Source organism: Microbacterium sp. NPDC056003 (assembly GCF_042274785.1).
Classification (GTDB): Bacteria; Actinomycetota; Actinomycetes; order Actinomycetales; family Microbacteriaceae; genus Microbacterium.
Map to the genome: position 1 here is coordinate 488,441 of NZ_JBHJXQ010000003.1, position 15,386 is coordinate 503,826.

13 protein-coding genes and 2 tRNA genes are annotated in these 15,386 nt (G+C 71.1%); 4 read left to right on the forward strand and 11 right to left on the reverse strand.

Annotated features, from left to right (window positions below; genetic code table 11):
- The first annotated feature begins 36 nt into the window (after positions 1 to 36).
- Together ACFC1W_RS14645 and ACFC1W_RS14650 are read left to right on the forward strand one after the other, a co-directional pair.
- Complete coding sequence (locus ACFC1W_RS14645; protein ID WP_375993936.1) at positions 37 to 882, forward strand: universal stress protein; 846 nt, start codon at positions 37 to 39, stop codon at positions 880 to 882.
- A 2-nt stretch (positions 883 to 884) separates the two neighbouring features.
- Positions 885 to 1,358, forward strand: a complete 474-nt coding sequence (locus ACFC1W_RS14650; RefSeq protein WP_375993938.1) for a hypothetical protein — start codon at positions 885 to 887, stop codon at positions 1,356 to 1,358.
- On the opposite strand, the gene ACFC1W_RS14655 is transcribed toward ACFC1W_RS14650, so the two are convergent.
- From ACFC1W_RS14655 to ACFC1W_RS14665, 3 genes are all read right to left on the reverse strand, one after another.
- Positions 1,258 to 2,160 carry a universal stress protein gene (locus ACFC1W_RS14655; protein ID WP_375993940.1) on the reverse strand — a complete coding sequence of 301 codons (903 nt, stop codon included), beginning with the start codon at positions 2,158 to 2,160 and terminating at the stop codon, positions 1,258 to 1,260. The two genes, ACFC1W_RS14650 and ACFC1W_RS14655, sit on opposite strands and share 101 nt — an antisense overlap.
- 87 nt (positions 2,161 to 2,247) lie before the next feature.
- Positions 2,248 to 2,892: a response regulator gene (locus ACFC1W_RS14660; RefSeq protein WP_375993943.1), complete on the reverse strand. Its 645-nt coding sequence runs from the start codon at positions 2,890 to 2,892 to the stop codon at positions 2,248 to 2,250.
- 4 nt (positions 2,893 to 2,896) lie between these two features.
- Positions 2,897 to 4,630 carry a GAF domain-containing protein gene (locus tag ACFC1W_RS14665; RefSeq protein ID WP_375993946.1) on the reverse strand — a complete coding sequence of 578 codons (1,734 nt, stop codon included), beginning with the start codon at positions 4,628 to 4,630 and terminating at the stop codon, positions 2,897 to 2,899.
- A 145-nt stretch (positions 4,631 to 4,775) separates the two neighbouring features.
- On the opposite strand from ACFC1W_RS14665, the gene ACFC1W_RS14670 reads away from it, so the two are divergent.
- A complete protein-coding gene (locus ACFC1W_RS14670) occupies positions 4,776 to 5,651 on the forward strand; it encodes a universal stress protein (RefSeq protein ID WP_375993949.1) in 876 nt (291 codons plus the stop codon).
- A gap of 19 nt (positions 5,652 to 5,670) precedes the next feature.
- Here the strand turns inward: ACFC1W_RS14670 and ACFC1W_RS14675 are convergent, their stop codons facing one another.
- From ACFC1W_RS14675 to ACFC1W_RS14705, 7 genes are all read right to left on the reverse strand, one after another.
- The gene (locus ACFC1W_RS14675) at positions 5,671 to 7,563 is read right to left on the reverse strand and encodes a heavy metal translocating P-type ATPase (protein WP_375993951.1); all 1,893 of its coding nucleotides are present in this window, start codon (positions 7,561 to 7,563) and stop codon (positions 5,671 to 5,673) included.
- A gap of 52 nt (positions 7,564 to 7,615) precedes the next feature.
- Positions 7,616 to 8,020 carry a TM2 domain-containing protein gene (locus ACFC1W_RS14680; protein ID WP_375993954.1) on the reverse strand — a complete coding sequence of 135 codons (405 nt, stop codon included), beginning with the start codon at positions 8,018 to 8,020 and terminating at the stop codon, positions 7,616 to 7,618.
- A gap of 347 nt (positions 8,021 to 8,367) precedes the next feature.
- A tRNA-Met gene (locus ACFC1W_RS14685) sits at positions 8,368 to 8,441 on the reverse strand.
- A 23-nt stretch (positions 8,442 to 8,464) separates the two neighbouring features.
- Positions 8,465 to 8,536, reverse strand: a tRNA-Thr gene (locus ACFC1W_RS14690).
- 65 nt (positions 8,537 to 8,601) lie between these two features.
- Positions 8,602 to 10,209 carry a peptidoglycan DD-metalloendopeptidase family protein gene (locus ACFC1W_RS14695; RefSeq protein WP_375993957.1) on the reverse strand — a complete coding sequence of 536 codons (1,608 nt, stop codon included), beginning with the start codon at positions 10,207 to 10,209 and terminating at the stop codon, positions 8,602 to 8,604.
- Positions 10,210 to 10,406: 197 nt separating this feature from the next.
- Positions 10,407 to 11,213: an inositol monophosphatase family protein gene (locus tag ACFC1W_RS14700; RefSeq protein ID WP_375993960.1), complete on the reverse strand. Its 807-nt coding sequence runs from the start codon at positions 11,211 to 11,213 to the stop codon at positions 10,407 to 10,409.
- A gap of 98 nt (positions 11,214 to 11,311) precedes the next feature.
- The gene (locus ACFC1W_RS14705; protein WP_375993963.1) at positions 11,312 to 12,346 is read right to left on the reverse strand and encodes a ScyD/ScyE family protein; all 1,035 of its coding nucleotides are present in this window, start codon (positions 12,344 to 12,346) and stop codon (positions 11,312 to 11,314) included.
- A gap of 238 nt (positions 12,347 to 12,584) precedes the next feature.
- Between ACFC1W_RS14705 and ACFC1W_RS14710 the strand changes: the two genes are divergently transcribed.
- Entirely contained in the window at positions 12,585 to 14,168 is a 1,584-nt protein-coding gene (locus tag ACFC1W_RS14710; RefSeq protein WP_375993966.1) for a phytoene desaturase family protein, read from the forward strand.
- A gap of 40 nt (positions 14,169 to 14,208) precedes the next feature.
- Here ACFC1W_RS14710 and ACFC1W_RS14715 read toward each other — a convergent pair whose 3' ends face one another.
- Positions 14,209 to 15,171, reverse strand: coding sequence for a hypothetical protein (locus ACFC1W_RS14715; RefSeq protein ID WP_375993969.1), 963 nt, complete (start codon positions 15,169 to 15,171; stop codon positions 14,209 to 14,211).
- Positions 15,172 to 15,386: the final 215 nt, after the last annotated feature.

Below are 15,386 nucleotides of genomic sequence, written 5' to 3' on the forward strand. Positions count from 1 at the left end.
GACGGCCGGCGATCCGGCCGGTGTGAAGGAGTCGCCATGGAGCGCATTGTCCTCGGCTTCGACGGGAGCCCCGCCGCTGCGTCCGCCCTGTCGTGGGTGGCGACGCGCGCGGCGCGAGGCGCCACGACGGTCGATCTGGTCGAGATCGTCTCGGCGTTCGGTGGCGTCGGTGCCGACGCGGCCGATCCGTTCGACGACGCAGAAGCGCTCCTCCGAGACCGCGCCCCCGGTGCTGTCGTGCGGCGCCATCGCGCCGTGGCCGGGCGACCATCCCACGGCGACGATGCCGGCCTCGACGCCGAGCTCTACGTTGCAGGCATCGATCCCGGGCATCCGATCCGCACCGCCGTGACCGCCACATCCTCGTTACGCGTCAGGACGATCGCGCAGGTGCCGGTGGTCCTGGTGCCTGCGGGATGGATCGACGTCGACGACCCGATCACCGTCGGGATCGCCGACGACGACTCGTCCGCCGCTGCGCTGGCATTCGCCGCGCGCGAGGCCGCCGCCTCGTCGGTCTCCCTTCGCCTCGTGCACTCGTGGCTCATGCCGACGCCCTCGTTCGAGGGGACGGCCGTCCTCGTCGCGGCCCAGGCCGATGTGATGGCGCAGCATGGCGCGGTCCTCGACACCGCCGCAGCCTGGGTCGCCGCGCAGCATCCGACGGTCCGAATCGAACGCGAGCTGGTCCGCGACAGCCGAGCAGCCGCTCTTCTCCGGTTCGCGCCGCGCAGCTCGATGGTCGTCATCGGCGGCCGGCGGAGCAGTCCCGTCGCGCCCGGTCTGCGGGATTCCGTCGCCGCCGGCGTGCTCTGGGACGCCGAGTGTCCCGTCGTCATCGTGCCGCACGACGCGGCGCTCGCTCAACCGAAGGAGGTCTGATCATGAGTCGTCCGACCCGAGTGGCTCTGCTGATCACACAGGCGTTCGTCGCCATCACCGGACTGGCCGGCGGGATCGCACTCATCGCGGGGAGCGTGGATCCCGCGTGGGCATCCGTGCTGACCCCGCCGATGAGCTACCTGGACGGATCACCCTTCAGGTCGTACCTGATCCCGGGTCTGCTGCTCATCGTCGTCGTCGCAGGCGTCCACGCCGCCGGCTTCTTCGCGACGATCGCCGACTCACCCTGGCAGCTGCTCGCCGCAGCGACAGGAGGTTTCGTCTGCATCGTCTGGATCTTCGTTCAGATGGTCTACATCCCGTTCAGCCTTCTGCAGGCGGTCTACGTCGGGGTGGGATGCCTCGAACTCGGCCTCACGCTGCTGGCTCTGGGGATCCTGCATCCCGTCCTCCATCACCACCGGTCGACGTTCGTGCCCGCCCGCCCCGCGCATCCGGGGACGCGACGGGGGTGAGCGGGACGACGCACACGGGAGCGGACGCCTGACCGATCAGATCGAGTGCGACGGAACCCACCAGCCCGCCGGTGAGGATGCCGCGGCCGTGCGTGCCGATCACGACCATCGCGCTGCCGTCCGCCGCGCGCTCGAGTGCGCTGGCCGCGTCGTGCTCGGCCACTTCGACGCGGACGGTCAGGCCGGGGTGCGCGCGCCGAGCTCTCGCGGCCGCGTCGTCGGCATGCCGGCGGTGCATCACGCGGCTCTCTTCCATCGCCGACTCGCCCCCGCCGCGCGGCATGCCGGACGGGGGCCAGGCGTGGACGACCACGAGTGCCGCCGAGGACGCTTCCGCTTCTGCCGCCGCGAACTCCAGCGCGCCGTCCGACGACCCGTCCTCCCCCAGCCCGACGATCACCGGCCCCCCGTTGGACTGCCAGCCCCGCGGGACGACGCAGGTCGGTACGGGAGACCGGACACTCAGTCGCTGGGACTGCCAGCCGTGGAGGGCGGCGCGGATCGGGTGGCCCCGGTCGACGCCGACCACGAGGAGACCGGCGCCGTCCGCGGCGTCGACGAGGGTGTCCGGCATGGAGCCGCCCAATCGCCGGGTCTCCACCGGGAGCCCGGGGACGCGCGAGGCGAGCAGGGTCTCCGCCCGGTCCAGCGTGCGGTCCTCATCTGCCGGACCGAAGCTGAGCCGGCGCGCGACCAGCACCACCTCGACGCGACGATCCCCGCGCAGCGCCCGGTCGGACACCCATTCCAGTGCAGAGTCCGCAGCCGGGCTCCCGTCATATCCGACGACGACTCGTTCCATGCGCGGACTCCTTCGCGGTGCTGATCGACTCAGGCTAGGGAGCGCGGGCGCCGTCGCATCGGGACCATCGTCCCTGGCCCTCGACCGCTACCCCGGCCCGTCGGTCTGGTGCTCGACCTGGAAGACCGCGGCCTGAGTGCGGCGTTCGAGCCCGAGCTTGCTCAGCAGCGACGACACGTAGTTCTTCACCGTCTTCTCCGCGAGCCCGAGATGCTCGCCGATCTGGCGGTTGGTCAGTCCGTCGGCGATCAGGCGGAGGATCTGGCGCTCGCGGAGGCCGAGCGAGCCGAGACGCGGGTCGGTATCGTCCGCCCGCCTCCGGATCTGCTCGGTCGCACGGCGGACGACGGCCTCATCCACAAGCCGTCGCCCGGCGGCGACGGACCGGATGACGTCCACGAGACGCGGGCCGCCGACGTCCTTGAGGATGTAGCCGGCCGCTCCCGCCAGGACCGCGGCGCTCACTGCGGAGTCGTCGTCGTACGCGGTGAGGATGAGACACGCCACGGAGGGCAGCCGCGAGCGGATCTCGCGGCAGAGGTCGACGCCGCTGCCGTCCGGAAGCCGGACGTCGAGCACCGCCACGTCCGGCATCGTGGCGGCGATCCGGCCGAAGGCCTGCCGGACCGTGCCCGCTTCGCCGACGACCTGCAGGTCGTCCTGCGTTCCGATCAGGTCCGCGATCCCCCGGCGGACGATCTCGTGATCGTCGACGAGTAACACCGTGATCATCGCCTCACCCCCCTCCGTCGCGCGGGACCGGCACGCTCCACCGCGCAGCGGTGGCCCCGGGCTTCGACTCCACGACGAAGGTGCCGCCGCGCGTGCTCGCCTTCTCATCGAGGTTGCGCAGGCCGCTGCGGTGGCCTGGTTCGCCCACTCCGATCCCGTCATCGGTCACCACGACCGTGAGGGAGTCCTCGCCGACGGACACTTCGACGCTCATCCGGTCGGCCTTCGCATGGCGGATCGCGTTGCTCAGGAGCTCACGGGTGACCCCGACGACCTCCTCGGCGAGGGGTCCGGTGATCGCATGGTCGACGGGCCCGCTGAAGCGGATCGCCGGGGGGCGCGTGAGCGTCCCGCACAGCTCGGCGACGACGTCGATGATCCGGTGACGCAGAGATCCCTCCCGCTGAGACAGCGCGAAGACGACGGTGCGGATCTGGGAGATGGCGTCGTCGAGGTGATCGATCGACTCGCGAATCCGCTGGGCTTCGGATTCGCCGGACACGCTGCTCGCCACGGCCTGCAGCGTGAGGCCGGTGCCGAAGAGCTGCTGGATGACGTGGTCGTGCAGATCGCGGGCGATCCGGCGGCGATCATCGGCGAGAAGTGCCCGCTGGCTCTCTTCGCGCGCGTGCGCGAGCTCGAGCGCGATCGCCGCGCGAGAGGCGAGATCGGAGAAGCTCTCGGCCTCCGTCGCGGTGAAGCGGGTCCGGTCCGGGTTGCGCGCCGCACACAGCAGCCCGAAGAGCCGTCCACGCGTCTCGAGCGGCGCAGCGATCACCGCCCCGGCGGCCCCGTCGGCCATGACGCGCGCGGGGTCGCCCGACTCCGTCTCACGAGGGCGAGCCGCAACGCGGCCGGTGGCCAGCGCATCGCCCGCGCACGTGCCGGCCGCAGGGAACAGGCTGCCGCGAAGCTCGGCTTCCTCCGGCCCGCGCGCCGCGGCGACCCGCATCGCGCCCCCCGGTTCGTCCGGGAGCAGCACCGTGACCTTGTCGATGTCGGGGAGGTCCAGGATCCGCCCGGCGATCAGGTCGAACGCCGTGCCGGTCGACGACGACAGGAGCGCCGCGGAGAGTTCGGCCGCGGTCGTCACGAACCGCTCGCGCGTGCGCGCCTGCTCGAGGAGACGCGCGTTCTCGACGGCGAACCCGGCGGTGGTGGCGAGAGCCTCGACGAGCCGCTCGTCCTCCTCCGTGAACGCGCCCTCGCGGCTGTTCGTGAGATAGAGGTTTCCGAACACTTCGCCCCGGACTCGAACGGGCACGCCCAGGAAAGAGTCCATCCGGGGATGGTGGGCGGGAAACCCCGAAGCACGCGGATCGTCCGACATCCGCGGAATCCTGATGGGCCGCGGGTCGTCGATCAGTGCGCCGAGCAGCCCGTGGCCCGTCGGGAGGTGTCCGATCTTCGCGGCCTCCTCGTCGGTCAACCCGACGTAGATGAACTCCTCGAGGGCGTCCCGCTCGGGAGAGACAACCCCCAGCGCACCGAACTCCGCGTTGGCGAGTGTCGTGGCCGCCTGCGCGATGCGCCGGAGCACCGTGGACAGGTCGCTCTCCTCCACGACCACCTGGGTCGCGCTGAGGAGCGCGCGAAGTCGGCCCTGCGTGGAGCGCACCCGCTCGGCCTGCGCGACCAGTGCGGAGAGCGCCTCGTCGAGGTCGAGGCGGGGGCCGTCCGCGAAGGACAGCTGCTCCGGACCGGTCATCGTCGCCTCCCGCGTGTGGAGCCACAGCACGACGCATCCTGGCGTCGCCAGATCCTATCGCGCGCGCGTCGGGACGACGAGAACACCGGCTGCGGCTGCGGGACCAACGTCCCGGTGTGCGCTCGCAGGGCCACCGACACTGAGAAGCGGGCCAGGCACGCGAGAGGAGCAATCGGTGGGCGACGCCATCGTGGTCGGGGTGACGGACAGCAGCGCCTCTCGGAGGGCGGTCGAGTGGGCGATCCATCGAGCCGCGCGCTCGAGCGCGCAGTTGCGACTGATCTCGGTCGTCGGCGGCGACTCCGGCGCCGCGGGCGAACGCGCGGTCGTCGGCGGCGACTCCGGCGCCGCGGGCGAACGCGCGGTCGTGGAGCGTGCGCTTGCGGGAGCGGAGCTCCTCCTCGATCAGATCACTCGCCGAGCATCCGAGCAGGGGCTGACCGCCGAAGCGGTGGTCGACCGGGGCGATCCGCTCGCGCGACTCGTGGCCGCGTCGGAACGCGCGGCGCTGCTGGTGGTCGGCAGTGACCGGTTCACCGGAAGCCGCCGGCGACGCGGTCCACTCGCGATGCGGGTCAGCGGCGAAGCGCACTGCCCCGTCGTGGTGGTGCCCGATCGTGATGTGGAGGGGAACTCCGGCGTCGTGGTGGGCGTGGACGGATCCGAGATCAGCGAGCGCGCCATCCGGTTCGCCGCGGATGAGGCGGGGCGCTATGACGAAGAGCTCATCGCCGTGAAGAGCTGGTCGCCGATGCCGATGCCGATGCAGATCGGCACCCTCCCCGGCGAGTATCTCGCCGCCGCCCAGCAACTCGCGGAGGAGGAGCTGGCGATCTCACTGGCGGGCCTCCGGCAGGATCTGCCCGATCTGAGGATGCGCACGGTGGTCGAACCCGAGTACCCGGCGGCTCTCCTGCGCCGCACAGGGGCCGGTGCGCGGATGGTCGTCGTCGGCAGCCACGGGCGAGGCGCGCTCCGCCGCTTCCTGCTCGGATCGACGACGCAGCTGCTCCTCGAGGAGCCTCCGACCGTCGTCGCCGTCGTGCGCTGACCGCGGACGACGGCATTGCTCACCGCCGCACGGCGTCGTGCCTCCGGCTCGCCGCTGCGTGTTCGCCCAACCCGAGGGGCGGGCCGCCGAGCGCTCTCAGTGCATAGAGGATCGTCGCGAGGTCGACGAGCTCCTGCGTCAGCGCCCCCGCCACGGCGGGGATGACCCCGGTCATCGCCACGAGCATCAGCCCGATGCTCAGCGCGATGCCGATCCAGATCGCGGTGAGCGCGACGCGCAGGGTATGGCGGCCGACGGCGACCGCGTCGACGATCCCAGCCAGCGAGTCCACCAGGATCACCACGTCGGCGGCGTCACCCGCCGCGGTCGCGCCCTTGGCCCCCATGGCGACTCCGACGTCGGATGCCGCGAGGACGGGCGCGTCGTTGACGCCGTCGCCGACCATCATCACGGGGCGGGGCGCCATTCCATGCGCCAGCTCGACCTTCGCGCCGGGAAGGATCTCGGCGTGCACCTCCTCGATTCCCACGTCCCGCGCGATCGAGGTCGCGGTCGGCAGCGTGTCGCCCGTGAGCATCGCGATGCGCTCGACGCCGTTCTCGCCGAGCCACGTCACGACGTCGGCGGACTCGGGTCTCGGATCGTCGGCGAGCACGAGAGTGCCGGCGAAGCGCCCGTCGATGGCGACGTACGCTGCGGCCTCTCCCGGGCCGAGCTCGGCCCGTGTCGTGTCGGGGGCGAGGGTGGCGACGTACGCCGGCTTGCCGACCACGACCCGGCGGTCGCCGAAGGTCGCCTCGACGCCGTTGGTGGCGACTTCGCTGGCGTCGTCCGTCGTCAGCAGCGCGAGGCCCTGCTCCACGGCGGCGCGGCGGATGCCGGCGGCGAGCACGTGAGAGGAGTACTGCTCAGCGGATGCTGCGAGCTGCAGCACCTCGTCGGCGCTGAATCCCTCGGCAGGGCGGACCGCGACGAGGTCGGGGCGGCCCTCGGTGAGCGTGCCCGTCTTGTCGAACGCGACCGAGCGCACGCGGGCCAGCTGTTCGATGACCGCCCCGCTCTTCATGATCACACCGGCCTTCGCGGCGCGCGACAGCCCGCCCAGGAACGCCACCGGTGCTGCGATCAGGAGCGGGCACGGCGTGGCGAGCACGAGCACTTCGGCGAACCGCGTGGGATCTCCTGACAGCGCCCATGCGGTGCCCGCCAGGACGAGGGACACCGCGGTGAACGGGATCGCGAATCGATCCGCCAGCCGGACGACTGGCGCCCGCGAGTCCTGCGCCTCCTGGACGAGTGCGACGATCTGCTGGTACTGGCTGTCTGCGCTCAGGCGCGAGGCACGAATGCGCACCGCGCGCGGCCCGTTGATCGATCCCGACATCACCTCGCTTCCTGCGTCGCGGGCCACCGGCATGCTCTCGCCGGTGAGCGAGGACTCGTCGAACGAGCCGGTGGCGGTGATCAGGATGCCGTCGACGGGCACGATCTCGGAGGGGCGCACGAGGAGGACGTCGCCGATGGCGACTTCCTCCACGGCGCGATCCTCCACCTCGTCACGCTCGCCGGCACCGGAACGGATGACGTGGGCCGTGCGTGGCGACCGGTCCAGCAGCGCGGTCAGATCGCGCCTGGCGCGCCGACCCGCGAACTCTTCGAGCGCTTCGCCGCCCGACAGCATCAGCACGACGATCAGTGAAGCGAGGTACTCGCCGACGGCGAGCGTGGCGATCATCGCCACGACGGCGAGGATGTCGAGACCGACGTGCCCCCGGAGGACGTCGCGCACCATGCCGACGATCGTCCACGCGATGAACAGCCCGACGTACGCGGTCGCAATCCACCGCGCCGCGGTGACCGCGCCCGAGAGCTGCAGACCCAGGACGACGGCGAGGATCACGACCGACACCGTGATCACCGGGTACCGCCGGACGGTGCGAACCAGCTTCACCTGCCCAGCATCCCGGCTCCCCTGCTCGATTGCCAAATGCGGGGCCGTGAGATCACTGCAGCTGCCACCAGGGCATCATCGGCCAGACGTCGGGGATGTAGGCCATCACCCGCGAGATCGCCGCCGTGAAGAGCCAGAGTCCGAACCCTGCGGCGGTGATGATCCAGGCGATCATCTTGTGCTCCTCGAAGTCGGGGAGCAGGCGACCCTCCTTGTCACGCTGCACACCGGCCAGCGTGAGGATCAGGTCGATGAGCCACCAGACGCCGAACCCTCCGACGGTCAGCAACTTGAGGATCCCGGTGCCGATCTTGCCGAGGTAGAAGCGGTCGACGCCGAGGAACCCGAGCAGCCAGGCGAACATCCACGTGGCGATGAACGACCTGTCCGACATCGCAGTCTGCGGCGGAGCGCCCACGCCTGCCGGCACGTGGGGCGGGGCTGTGTTGGTGGACATGGCATCCTCCTTCACCCCTCACACTGCGCCAAGGCCGCACGGGCGCGGGGGTCGAAGGTCCCGTGCCCAGGACGGCCGGCGGTGAGCGCCCCGGCGAGCTCCGCGCCGCGGTGCGCGACGCCCGCGTTCGGCGCGCCGGACACGAACTGTTCGCCGGGCGTCATCCTCGTTGCGGGTTGCGGATAAGGCACGACGATCGGGCTCACGCAGCGCTATCGTCGCAGCAGCGGTGCGGGTTCCGGCGAGGGAATCCGCACCCTCTTTCACGTCTGATGAGAATCAAAGCAACGCCCGGCAGACGAGCGCAACAACGACAAGACCCCCGGAAATCCGGGGGTTTCGATCTGTAGCAGGAGCGGGGCTTGAACCCGCGACCTCACGATTATGAGTCGTGCGCTCTCACCAACTGAGCTACCCTGCCGCGTCACATCTCACGATGTTCCGAGCCCCGAGTCAGGATTGAACTGACGACCCCTTCCTTACCATGGAAGTGCTCTGCCACTGAGCTATCGGGGCGTGCTGCCCGCGTGCGGGCAACTAGAAGAGGATACCAGAGCAACGGCACCACTCTTGAATCGAGGTCAGCCTCCGGTGTGCTCCCGCAGCCAGGGCAGCGGGTCGATCGCGGTCTTGCCGTTGAGGAGGAGCTCGAAGTGCGTGTGGGCCCCGTAGGAGCGGCCGGTGTTGCCCGTGCGGCCGAGCACCGTGCCGACCGTGACGTGCTGACCCTGCGACACCTGGATCGAGCCGTACTCCATGTGCGCGTAGTGGCTCGAGATGAGCTGGCCGTCGATCACGTGGTCGATGATCACGTGCACGCCGTAGGCGCCGCCGGCCTCTGATGCCACGCGCACGGTGCCGTCGGCGATCGCCTGGATCGGAGCACCCGCGCCGGGCGTGAAGTCGATGCCCTCGTGCATGCGGCCGGAGCGCATGCCGAAGCCGTACGACATGGTGACGCCGACGGCGAACGGCCACTGGATCGCGGCGTTCGGGTCGTTGACGAAGAGGTTGGAGAAGTTGCGGATGCCCGCCTCGGACGCGAGCTCGGCGACCGTCGTGGTGCCGTAGTTCTCGGTGCGGTCGAGCGTGTCGGCCGCGATACCGGCCGGGGCGACGTACGCCTGGATCTCGTCGGCGTCGACCTCGGTGACGGTGGTCGCGCCGGGGGCGAGGATCGACATCGACGTCTCGGCACCGCCGGCGGCTGCGACGGCCTCGGCGGGGGTGGTCATGCCGACGGTCATCAGACCGACGATGCCCATCACACCCACCGAGAACGACGCTGCGGTCAGACGCTTGAAGGACGCACCGCGGTTCACGCGCGCCTTGCGCGGCGCGGTGTGCGCGGCCTGGGCGGGCTCGGGCTCCGCGGCGGGCTCGCCGTCTTCGACCGTCGTGGTCTGCTCGTCCTGGACGGGCAGCTCACCGGTGAACGAGAACAGGCGGGCGGCGGCTTCGAACTCATCGGAAGCGGATGCCGCGGCCCGCGGCTCGTCCGACGGGTCGGTGACCGCCGCGGCGGCGATCGTCGGCTCGCCGACCGGGGTCTCGGCGGAAACGACTTCGAGCACGGCGACCTCTTCGGTCACCGGCGCGACGGTCGGCTCGAGCAGCTGGAAGGGCTCGGCGGGTGCGAGGACGGCCTCGAGCAGCGGTGCCGGAGTCTCGGCCGACGGAAGGTCCGCGTGGAAGACGGGTGCGGGACGCTCGACCTCAGCCGGGGCGGTGAGCGCGATCGGCGGCACGACGACGGCGGGCTGCTCGCCGGTGCGCGGAGCGCGGCGAGCGCGACGGCTCATCGGTGCGACGACCGGCTGCGGTGCGGCGGTGACCGGAACCGCTGCCGCGATCGGGTCGGCGATGTGGATGGGCGCTGCCGGAAGCTCGATCGCAAACGGCGCGGGGGCGGGGGCGACGGGAGCGGCAGGCAGATCGGTGAGGGGCTGCACGTGCGCGCGGTCCTCGACCTCGGCCGCGATCACCGGAGTGTCGGTCGTCGCCGAGGGCGCGGCATCCTTCTGCTTCTCTTCGATCGGGCGGCCCCACACGACGGCGGGACGCTCGGAAGCCGAACCGGCGGCCCGGCGACGGAGTTCCGCACGCGACGTCCCGAGGGTCTCCGAGGTCGCCTGGACAGGCGTCGAGGAGGTGCGGCTGGAACGGCGCGTGCGCGCGGGCTCAGCCATCGGGGCGTCAAAGGGCAAGCGGGGGGCTCTCGGTTCGTGTCGCTCGGGGGGCAACGGTACGGTCTTCGGGCAGATGACGACTTCCGCCGTTCGGGCGACGAAAGTAACGATCGCATAAACACTACATGGGGAGACCTGGGAATGCCATGAGCGGTGTGGACAACTCACCGCGTTTCGCGGGGATCCTTGCGAAACACTCAGGCTTCGTCGGCGAGCGCCGCATCGACCAGCCGCTCGAAGATCACCGGAGTCGACGCCACGATCAGGTGCCGCGCCCGCTCAGAGGCATCCCGGAGGAACGTGAAGGACCCGCCCGCCTCCGTGACCAGCAGCGAGCCCGCGGCGTGATCCCACGGCGCGAGGCCACGCTCGAAGTAGCCGTCCAGCCGGCCAGAGGCGACCCACGCGAAGTCGAGCGACGCTGCGCCGCCACGGCGGATGTCGCGGGCCATCGGCATCACCCGGCCGACGCGGGCGAGGTCGCCGGCATGCGTCGTCGGGTCGTAACCGAAGCCCGTCGCCAGCAGCGCACCTGCGGCCGACACGTCGGCGTTCACGGTCAGCGACTGGTCGCCGAGCCAGGCGCCCTCCCCCCGCGCGGCCCGGAACATCTCGCCCGACGCCGGCGCGTAGACGGCTCCAGCGACGGTCTCCCACTCCCCCGGTGTCGGTTCGCCGATGACGGCAGCGATGCTGACGGCGTAGGCCGGGATGCCGTATGCGTAGTTGACGGTTCCGTCGATCGGGTCGACGACCCAGGTCACGTCGGCCCTGCCACGCTCGGCTCCGGTCTCCTCGCCGAGGAACCCGTCGTCGGGTCGGGCACCTGCGAGGCGGGCCCGGATGAGCTCTTCCACCTCGCGGTCCGCTTCGGTGACGATGTCGGCGAGCGCCGACTTCGTCGCGGCGATGGCGACCCCGGCCGTCCGACGCACCCGCGCCAGCTCACCGGCTTCGCGGGCGATGTCGACGGCCAGGGACTCGAGTTCCTTCGCGAGCGTCATCCCCTCACGCTATCGGGCGCCGCGAGACGCGACGCCCGATAGCGCTGCAGGACGCGGAATCCGACAGCGCTGCAGGACGCGGAATCCGCTCCCCGCTCTCACCAGGCGCCGTGCCCGCACGCCTTGCCGTGCCTGCCTGCGCCGGTCAGGTCGACCTTCCACACCTCGCCGTCGACCGTCACGATGAAGGCGGAGCGGCGCGAGAAGTCCACGGAGGTCGGCAGGTCCAGCCCTGCGGCGATCACGGAGAACGTGCCGTTGCTGTTCACTCTCAGCAGTTCGCCGCTGTCGGGCAGCGCGGGCGAGCCGGGCTCGACCTCACCTGGAGAGTCGCCCTGCGACAGGGCGTACAGACCGCAGGCACCCCACTCCACATCGACGAGAAGGCTGGCCCCCGACGCCACCTGTCGCGACTGCGGGTGGCGCAGACTGAGCGACACCACCTTGCCGGTCGCCGGCAGATGCGGCACGGGCCCCGCCTCGGTCATGTAGATCTGGGATCCTTTGACGTCCAGACCCGTCGGCACGATGTTGTCGTACTGCGCGACGAGCGTGATGTCACCCGACAGCGAGACCTTGAGCAGGCGGTTCATGTGCCCGTCGGTGACGAGGAATCCCCCGGGGATCGGCTGCATCGCGAATTGGAGCCCGGCGGCCACGAAAAAGTCGATCTCGGGCGGCGGCGGATTCTCGACCGTCCACGAGCCGAGGTCGGCGATCGCCGTGGAGCTGTGTGGGCCGTCGACGCGGTAGATGCCGGCGATGTCGCCGGCCGTGCCGCCGGGCACGCCGTCGCCGACCAATGTGACCAGCACGTAGGCGGTCTTGCCGATGAAGGCCACGTCGATCGCGCCGCCGAGCGGCAGGATCGCCGGCGGCAGGCCCGTCACGTACGGCGCCTTCGCTCCTGTCCGCGGATCGATCCGCGTGACCTGACCGATCCTCCCCTCGGTGACGTACAGGGCGCCGTCCGGTCCGATGGTGCTCCCGCTGGCGCCCTGCAGTCCGGAAGCGAGAAGCGATGCGACGGGCTTCCCGCCGGGCTTCCCTCCCTCACCCGCTACCGCCGCTCCGCCCGTCGCGACGCCGAGCAGCGACGCCACGGTGAGCGCCGCGACCACGGCACCCGTCACGATCCTTCTCCTGATACCCATGAGAGCCCTCCTGGCCTCGCACGACCGCGCTGATCTCCCCGCGTTTCGACCGTCCTCCGACCGCACGCGGCGGTCAACGCGTGGGCCGGTGTTTGAGGGTCCGCGTTCGGAGAATGAGGGGGTGGGGGTGTACGTCTGAGGATCGCCGGGTGCGGCATCCGCTCGCCGTCCTGGGGACAGGCACGGAGCGCCCCCTGCCCCCGGCTAGCGTGGAGGGATGGTCATGGACGCCCGCGCACACACCCACGACGTCGTCATCGTCGGCGGAGGTCACAACGGCCTCGTCGCCGCCGCCTACCTCGCTCGCGCCGGCCACTCGGTCGTCGTGCTCGAGCGTCTCGACCACGTCGGCGGCGCCGCCGTCTCGGAGCGCCCGTGGACCGGCGTCGACGCCCGGCTGTCGCGCTACTCCTACCTCGTCAGCCTGCTGCCGCAGCGCATCATCGACGACCTCGGCCTCGAGATCGCCCTCAAACGGCGGCGGTACTCCTCCTATACGCCGGACCCCGCCGATCCGTCTCGCGGCATCCTGATCGATACAGCGGATGCCGCGGCCACCGCCGCCTCATTCGCCCGCGTCACCGGCGCCACGAGCGAAGCCGAGCGCTTCGCCGCGTTCTACGCGCGCCTCGCGCCGGTCGCGGAGCGGCTGTTCCCGACCGTGACCGACCCCCTCCCCCGTGCGGCGGCGGTTCGGCAGCTGATGGGCGACGTGTGGACCGACCTCGTCGAGCGTCCGCTCGGCGAGGTGCTGCGCTCCTCGTTCGCGACCGACATCGCCCGCGGCATCACCCTGACCGACGGACTCATCGGCACGTTCGCGAACGCCGACGACGAGAGCCTCCGCCAGAACCGGTGCTTCCTGTACCACGTGATCGGCGGCGGAACGGGCGACTGGGACGTGCCGGTCGGCGGCATGGGCCGGGTCAGCGGCGAGCTCGAGCGCGCCGCCCGCGAGGCCGGAGCAGACCTGCGCACCGGCGCCGACGTGACCTCGATCGCTCCCGACGGCGAGGTCGAGGTCGCATACGACGGCGGGCGCACCGAGGTGCTGCGCGGACGCGTCGTGCTCAGCGGCGTCGGGCCCGCTGTGCTCGACCGGCTGCTCGGCGGATCGGGCTCGGCAGCCGATGCCCCCGAGGGCGCCCAGGTCAAGGTCAACATGCTGCTGCGGCGCCTCCCCCGGCTGCGCGACCAGTCGGTCGATCCCGAGGCCGCCTTCGCGGGGACGTTCCACATCAACGAGACGATGACCCAGCTCGACGAGGCCCACCGCACGGCGGTCGGCGGCGGCATCCCGAACCCGCTTCCGGCCGAGATCTACTGCCACTCGCTCACCGATCCTTCGATCCTCGGTCCCGAGCTTCAGGCCTCGGGTGTGCAGACCCTGACGCTCTTCGGCCTGCAGGTGCCGCACCGTCTCGTGGCAGGGCAGGATCGGGATGCTGCGCGCGCCGCGCTCCTCGCAGCGGCGCAGGCGTCGCTCGACACGGTGCTGGCCGAGCCGATCGCCGACGTCGTGTTCGCAGCTCCGGACGGCACGCCGTGCATCGAGGCGCGGACGACGGCCGACCTCGAGGATTCGCTCGGCATGACGGCCGGCGACATCTTCCACGGCCCGCTGTCGTGGCCGTGGGCGAGCGACGACGAGCCGCTCGACACTCCGGCGCAGCGCTGGGGAGTGGCGACTGCGCACGACCGCATTCTGCTGTGCGGGTCGGGTGCGCGGCGCGGTGGCGCGGTCAGCGGGATCGGCGGGCACAACGCCGCCATGGCCGCGGCCGAACTGCTTCGCGGCTGACGCGGGATCCGACGCGCGGCGCGGCGCCCGGCTCGTTCCCTTACGGCTGGGGCGGCAGTGGCGGCGGGGGCGGGTAGCCCTCGTAGCCGGGGTGCGGCGGGGGCGTGGCGTTGTCATGCGCGGAGGCGCTCTGGGTACCGCCGCCCTGCGGCGCTGCCTGCGGGGCGCCGAAAACGTGCGCGCCCGGGCTCGGGTAGCCCGTGTAGTAGGCGTTCCAATCCGGCGAGCCGTCGGGCAGCATCGGCAGCGGAGTGACCCCGTCGACGTAGTTCGGCCAGGGCAGCAGCTCCTGCTGCGCGCCGGGAGCAGGTGCGGGTGCGGCGGCCGGCATCGCGCCGTACGCAGGGTACGCGGCTGCGCGCGGCTTCTTCGGCGCGAAGAGCACGTTCACCAGCGGGATGAGCGCCGTGCCGACGGCGGCCAGGATCGCCACGGCGACCACGATGCGCCAGTAGATGTCGGGGAACCGGAGGTACTCGTCGAACATCAGCGGCAGGATCAGCAGCACGACGAGCGCGGCCACGAGCACGATCGTGATCACCGCGACCGTGCGGGTGAACGGAGTGTCGTAGCGCTGCAGCGCCTTCGTGTAGAGCCTCACGTGCAGCAGCGCGAGCTGCAGGATCAGCACGATGAAGAGGAACTGGACGAAGCGGGTGAAGCCGTCCCACGAATAGCGCTCCGGCATCCAGATGAGCACGGCACCGATCAGGAGCGTGAGGATCGAGGTGCCCATGCTCGCGAGCGCGAACCAGGCCGGGCGCCGCGGCGCGAGGTGGGCGTCGAGGATCGTGACGCCCGCGAAGGCGACGAGCAGGAGGATCGTGAGGAACGCCTTGCCGATGATGTCGCTCTGGTCGCCGACGAGCACCCACACGACACAGACGATCGCCGACGCGATGAGCGCGCCGATGGCGACCCAGATCGCTGCGCGAAGCAGGGATGACACGGGCGCGTCAGCCGCCTGCGGGTGAACCGGGGCGTGGGGATCGGGCACGGTCATGACGGTCCTCTCTGTCGCGGGGCACGGCGTCCGCACGCTTATCCTGGCATGCCGCCGATCCGTCAAACGGAAGAAGCCCCCATGAAGGGGGCTTCTTCCGTTGCGATGGTGGCGAGTGAGGTGTACAAGTTCACGACATATGTCGCAGGTGATACGCCGCTGGTGAGTCGGGACATAGGTCACAGTCCGTTGCATGTCAAAGCATCGGGTGATCG

What these genes read in the sequence shown, in the direction of transcription:
- ACFC1W_RS14645 (WP_375993936.1), top strand. Translation starts at nt 37, where the DNA reads ATGGAGCGCATTGTCCTCGGCTTCGACGGGAGCCCCGCCGCTGCGTCC.
- ACFC1W_RS14650 (WP_375993938.1), top strand. Translation starts at nt 885, where the DNA reads ATGAGTCGTCCGACCCGAGTGGCTCTGCTGATCACACAGGCGTTCGTC.
- ACFC1W_RS14655 (WP_375993940.1), bottom strand. Translation starts at nt 2,160, where the DNA reads ATGGAACGAGTCGTCGTCGGATATGACGGGAGCCCGGCTGCGGACTCT.
- ACFC1W_RS14660 (WP_375993943.1), bottom strand. Translation starts at nt 2,892, where the DNA reads ATGATCACGGTGTTACTCGTCGACGATCACGAGATCGTCCGCCGGGGG.
- ACFC1W_RS14680 (WP_375993954.1), bottom strand. Translation starts at nt 8,020, where the DNA reads ATGTCCACCAACACAGCCCCGCCCCACGTGCCGGCAGGCGTGGGCGCT.
- ACFC1W_RS14695 (WP_375993957.1), bottom strand. Translation starts at nt 10,209, where the DNA reads ATGGCTGAGCCCGCGCGCACGCGCCGTTCCAGCCGCACCTCCTCGACG.
- ACFC1W_RS14700 (WP_375993960.1), bottom strand. Translation starts at nt 11,213, where the DNA reads ATGACGCTCGCGAAGGAACTCGAGTCCCTGGCCGTCGACATCGCCCGC.
- ACFC1W_RS14710 (WP_375993966.1), top strand. Translation starts at nt 12,585, where the DNA reads ATGGTCATGGACGCCCGCGCACACACCCACGACGTCGTCATCGTCGGC.
- ACFC1W_RS14715 (WP_375993969.1), bottom strand. Translation starts at nt 15,171, where the DNA reads ATGACCGTGCCCGATCCCCACGCCCCGGTTCACCCGCAGGCGGCTGAC.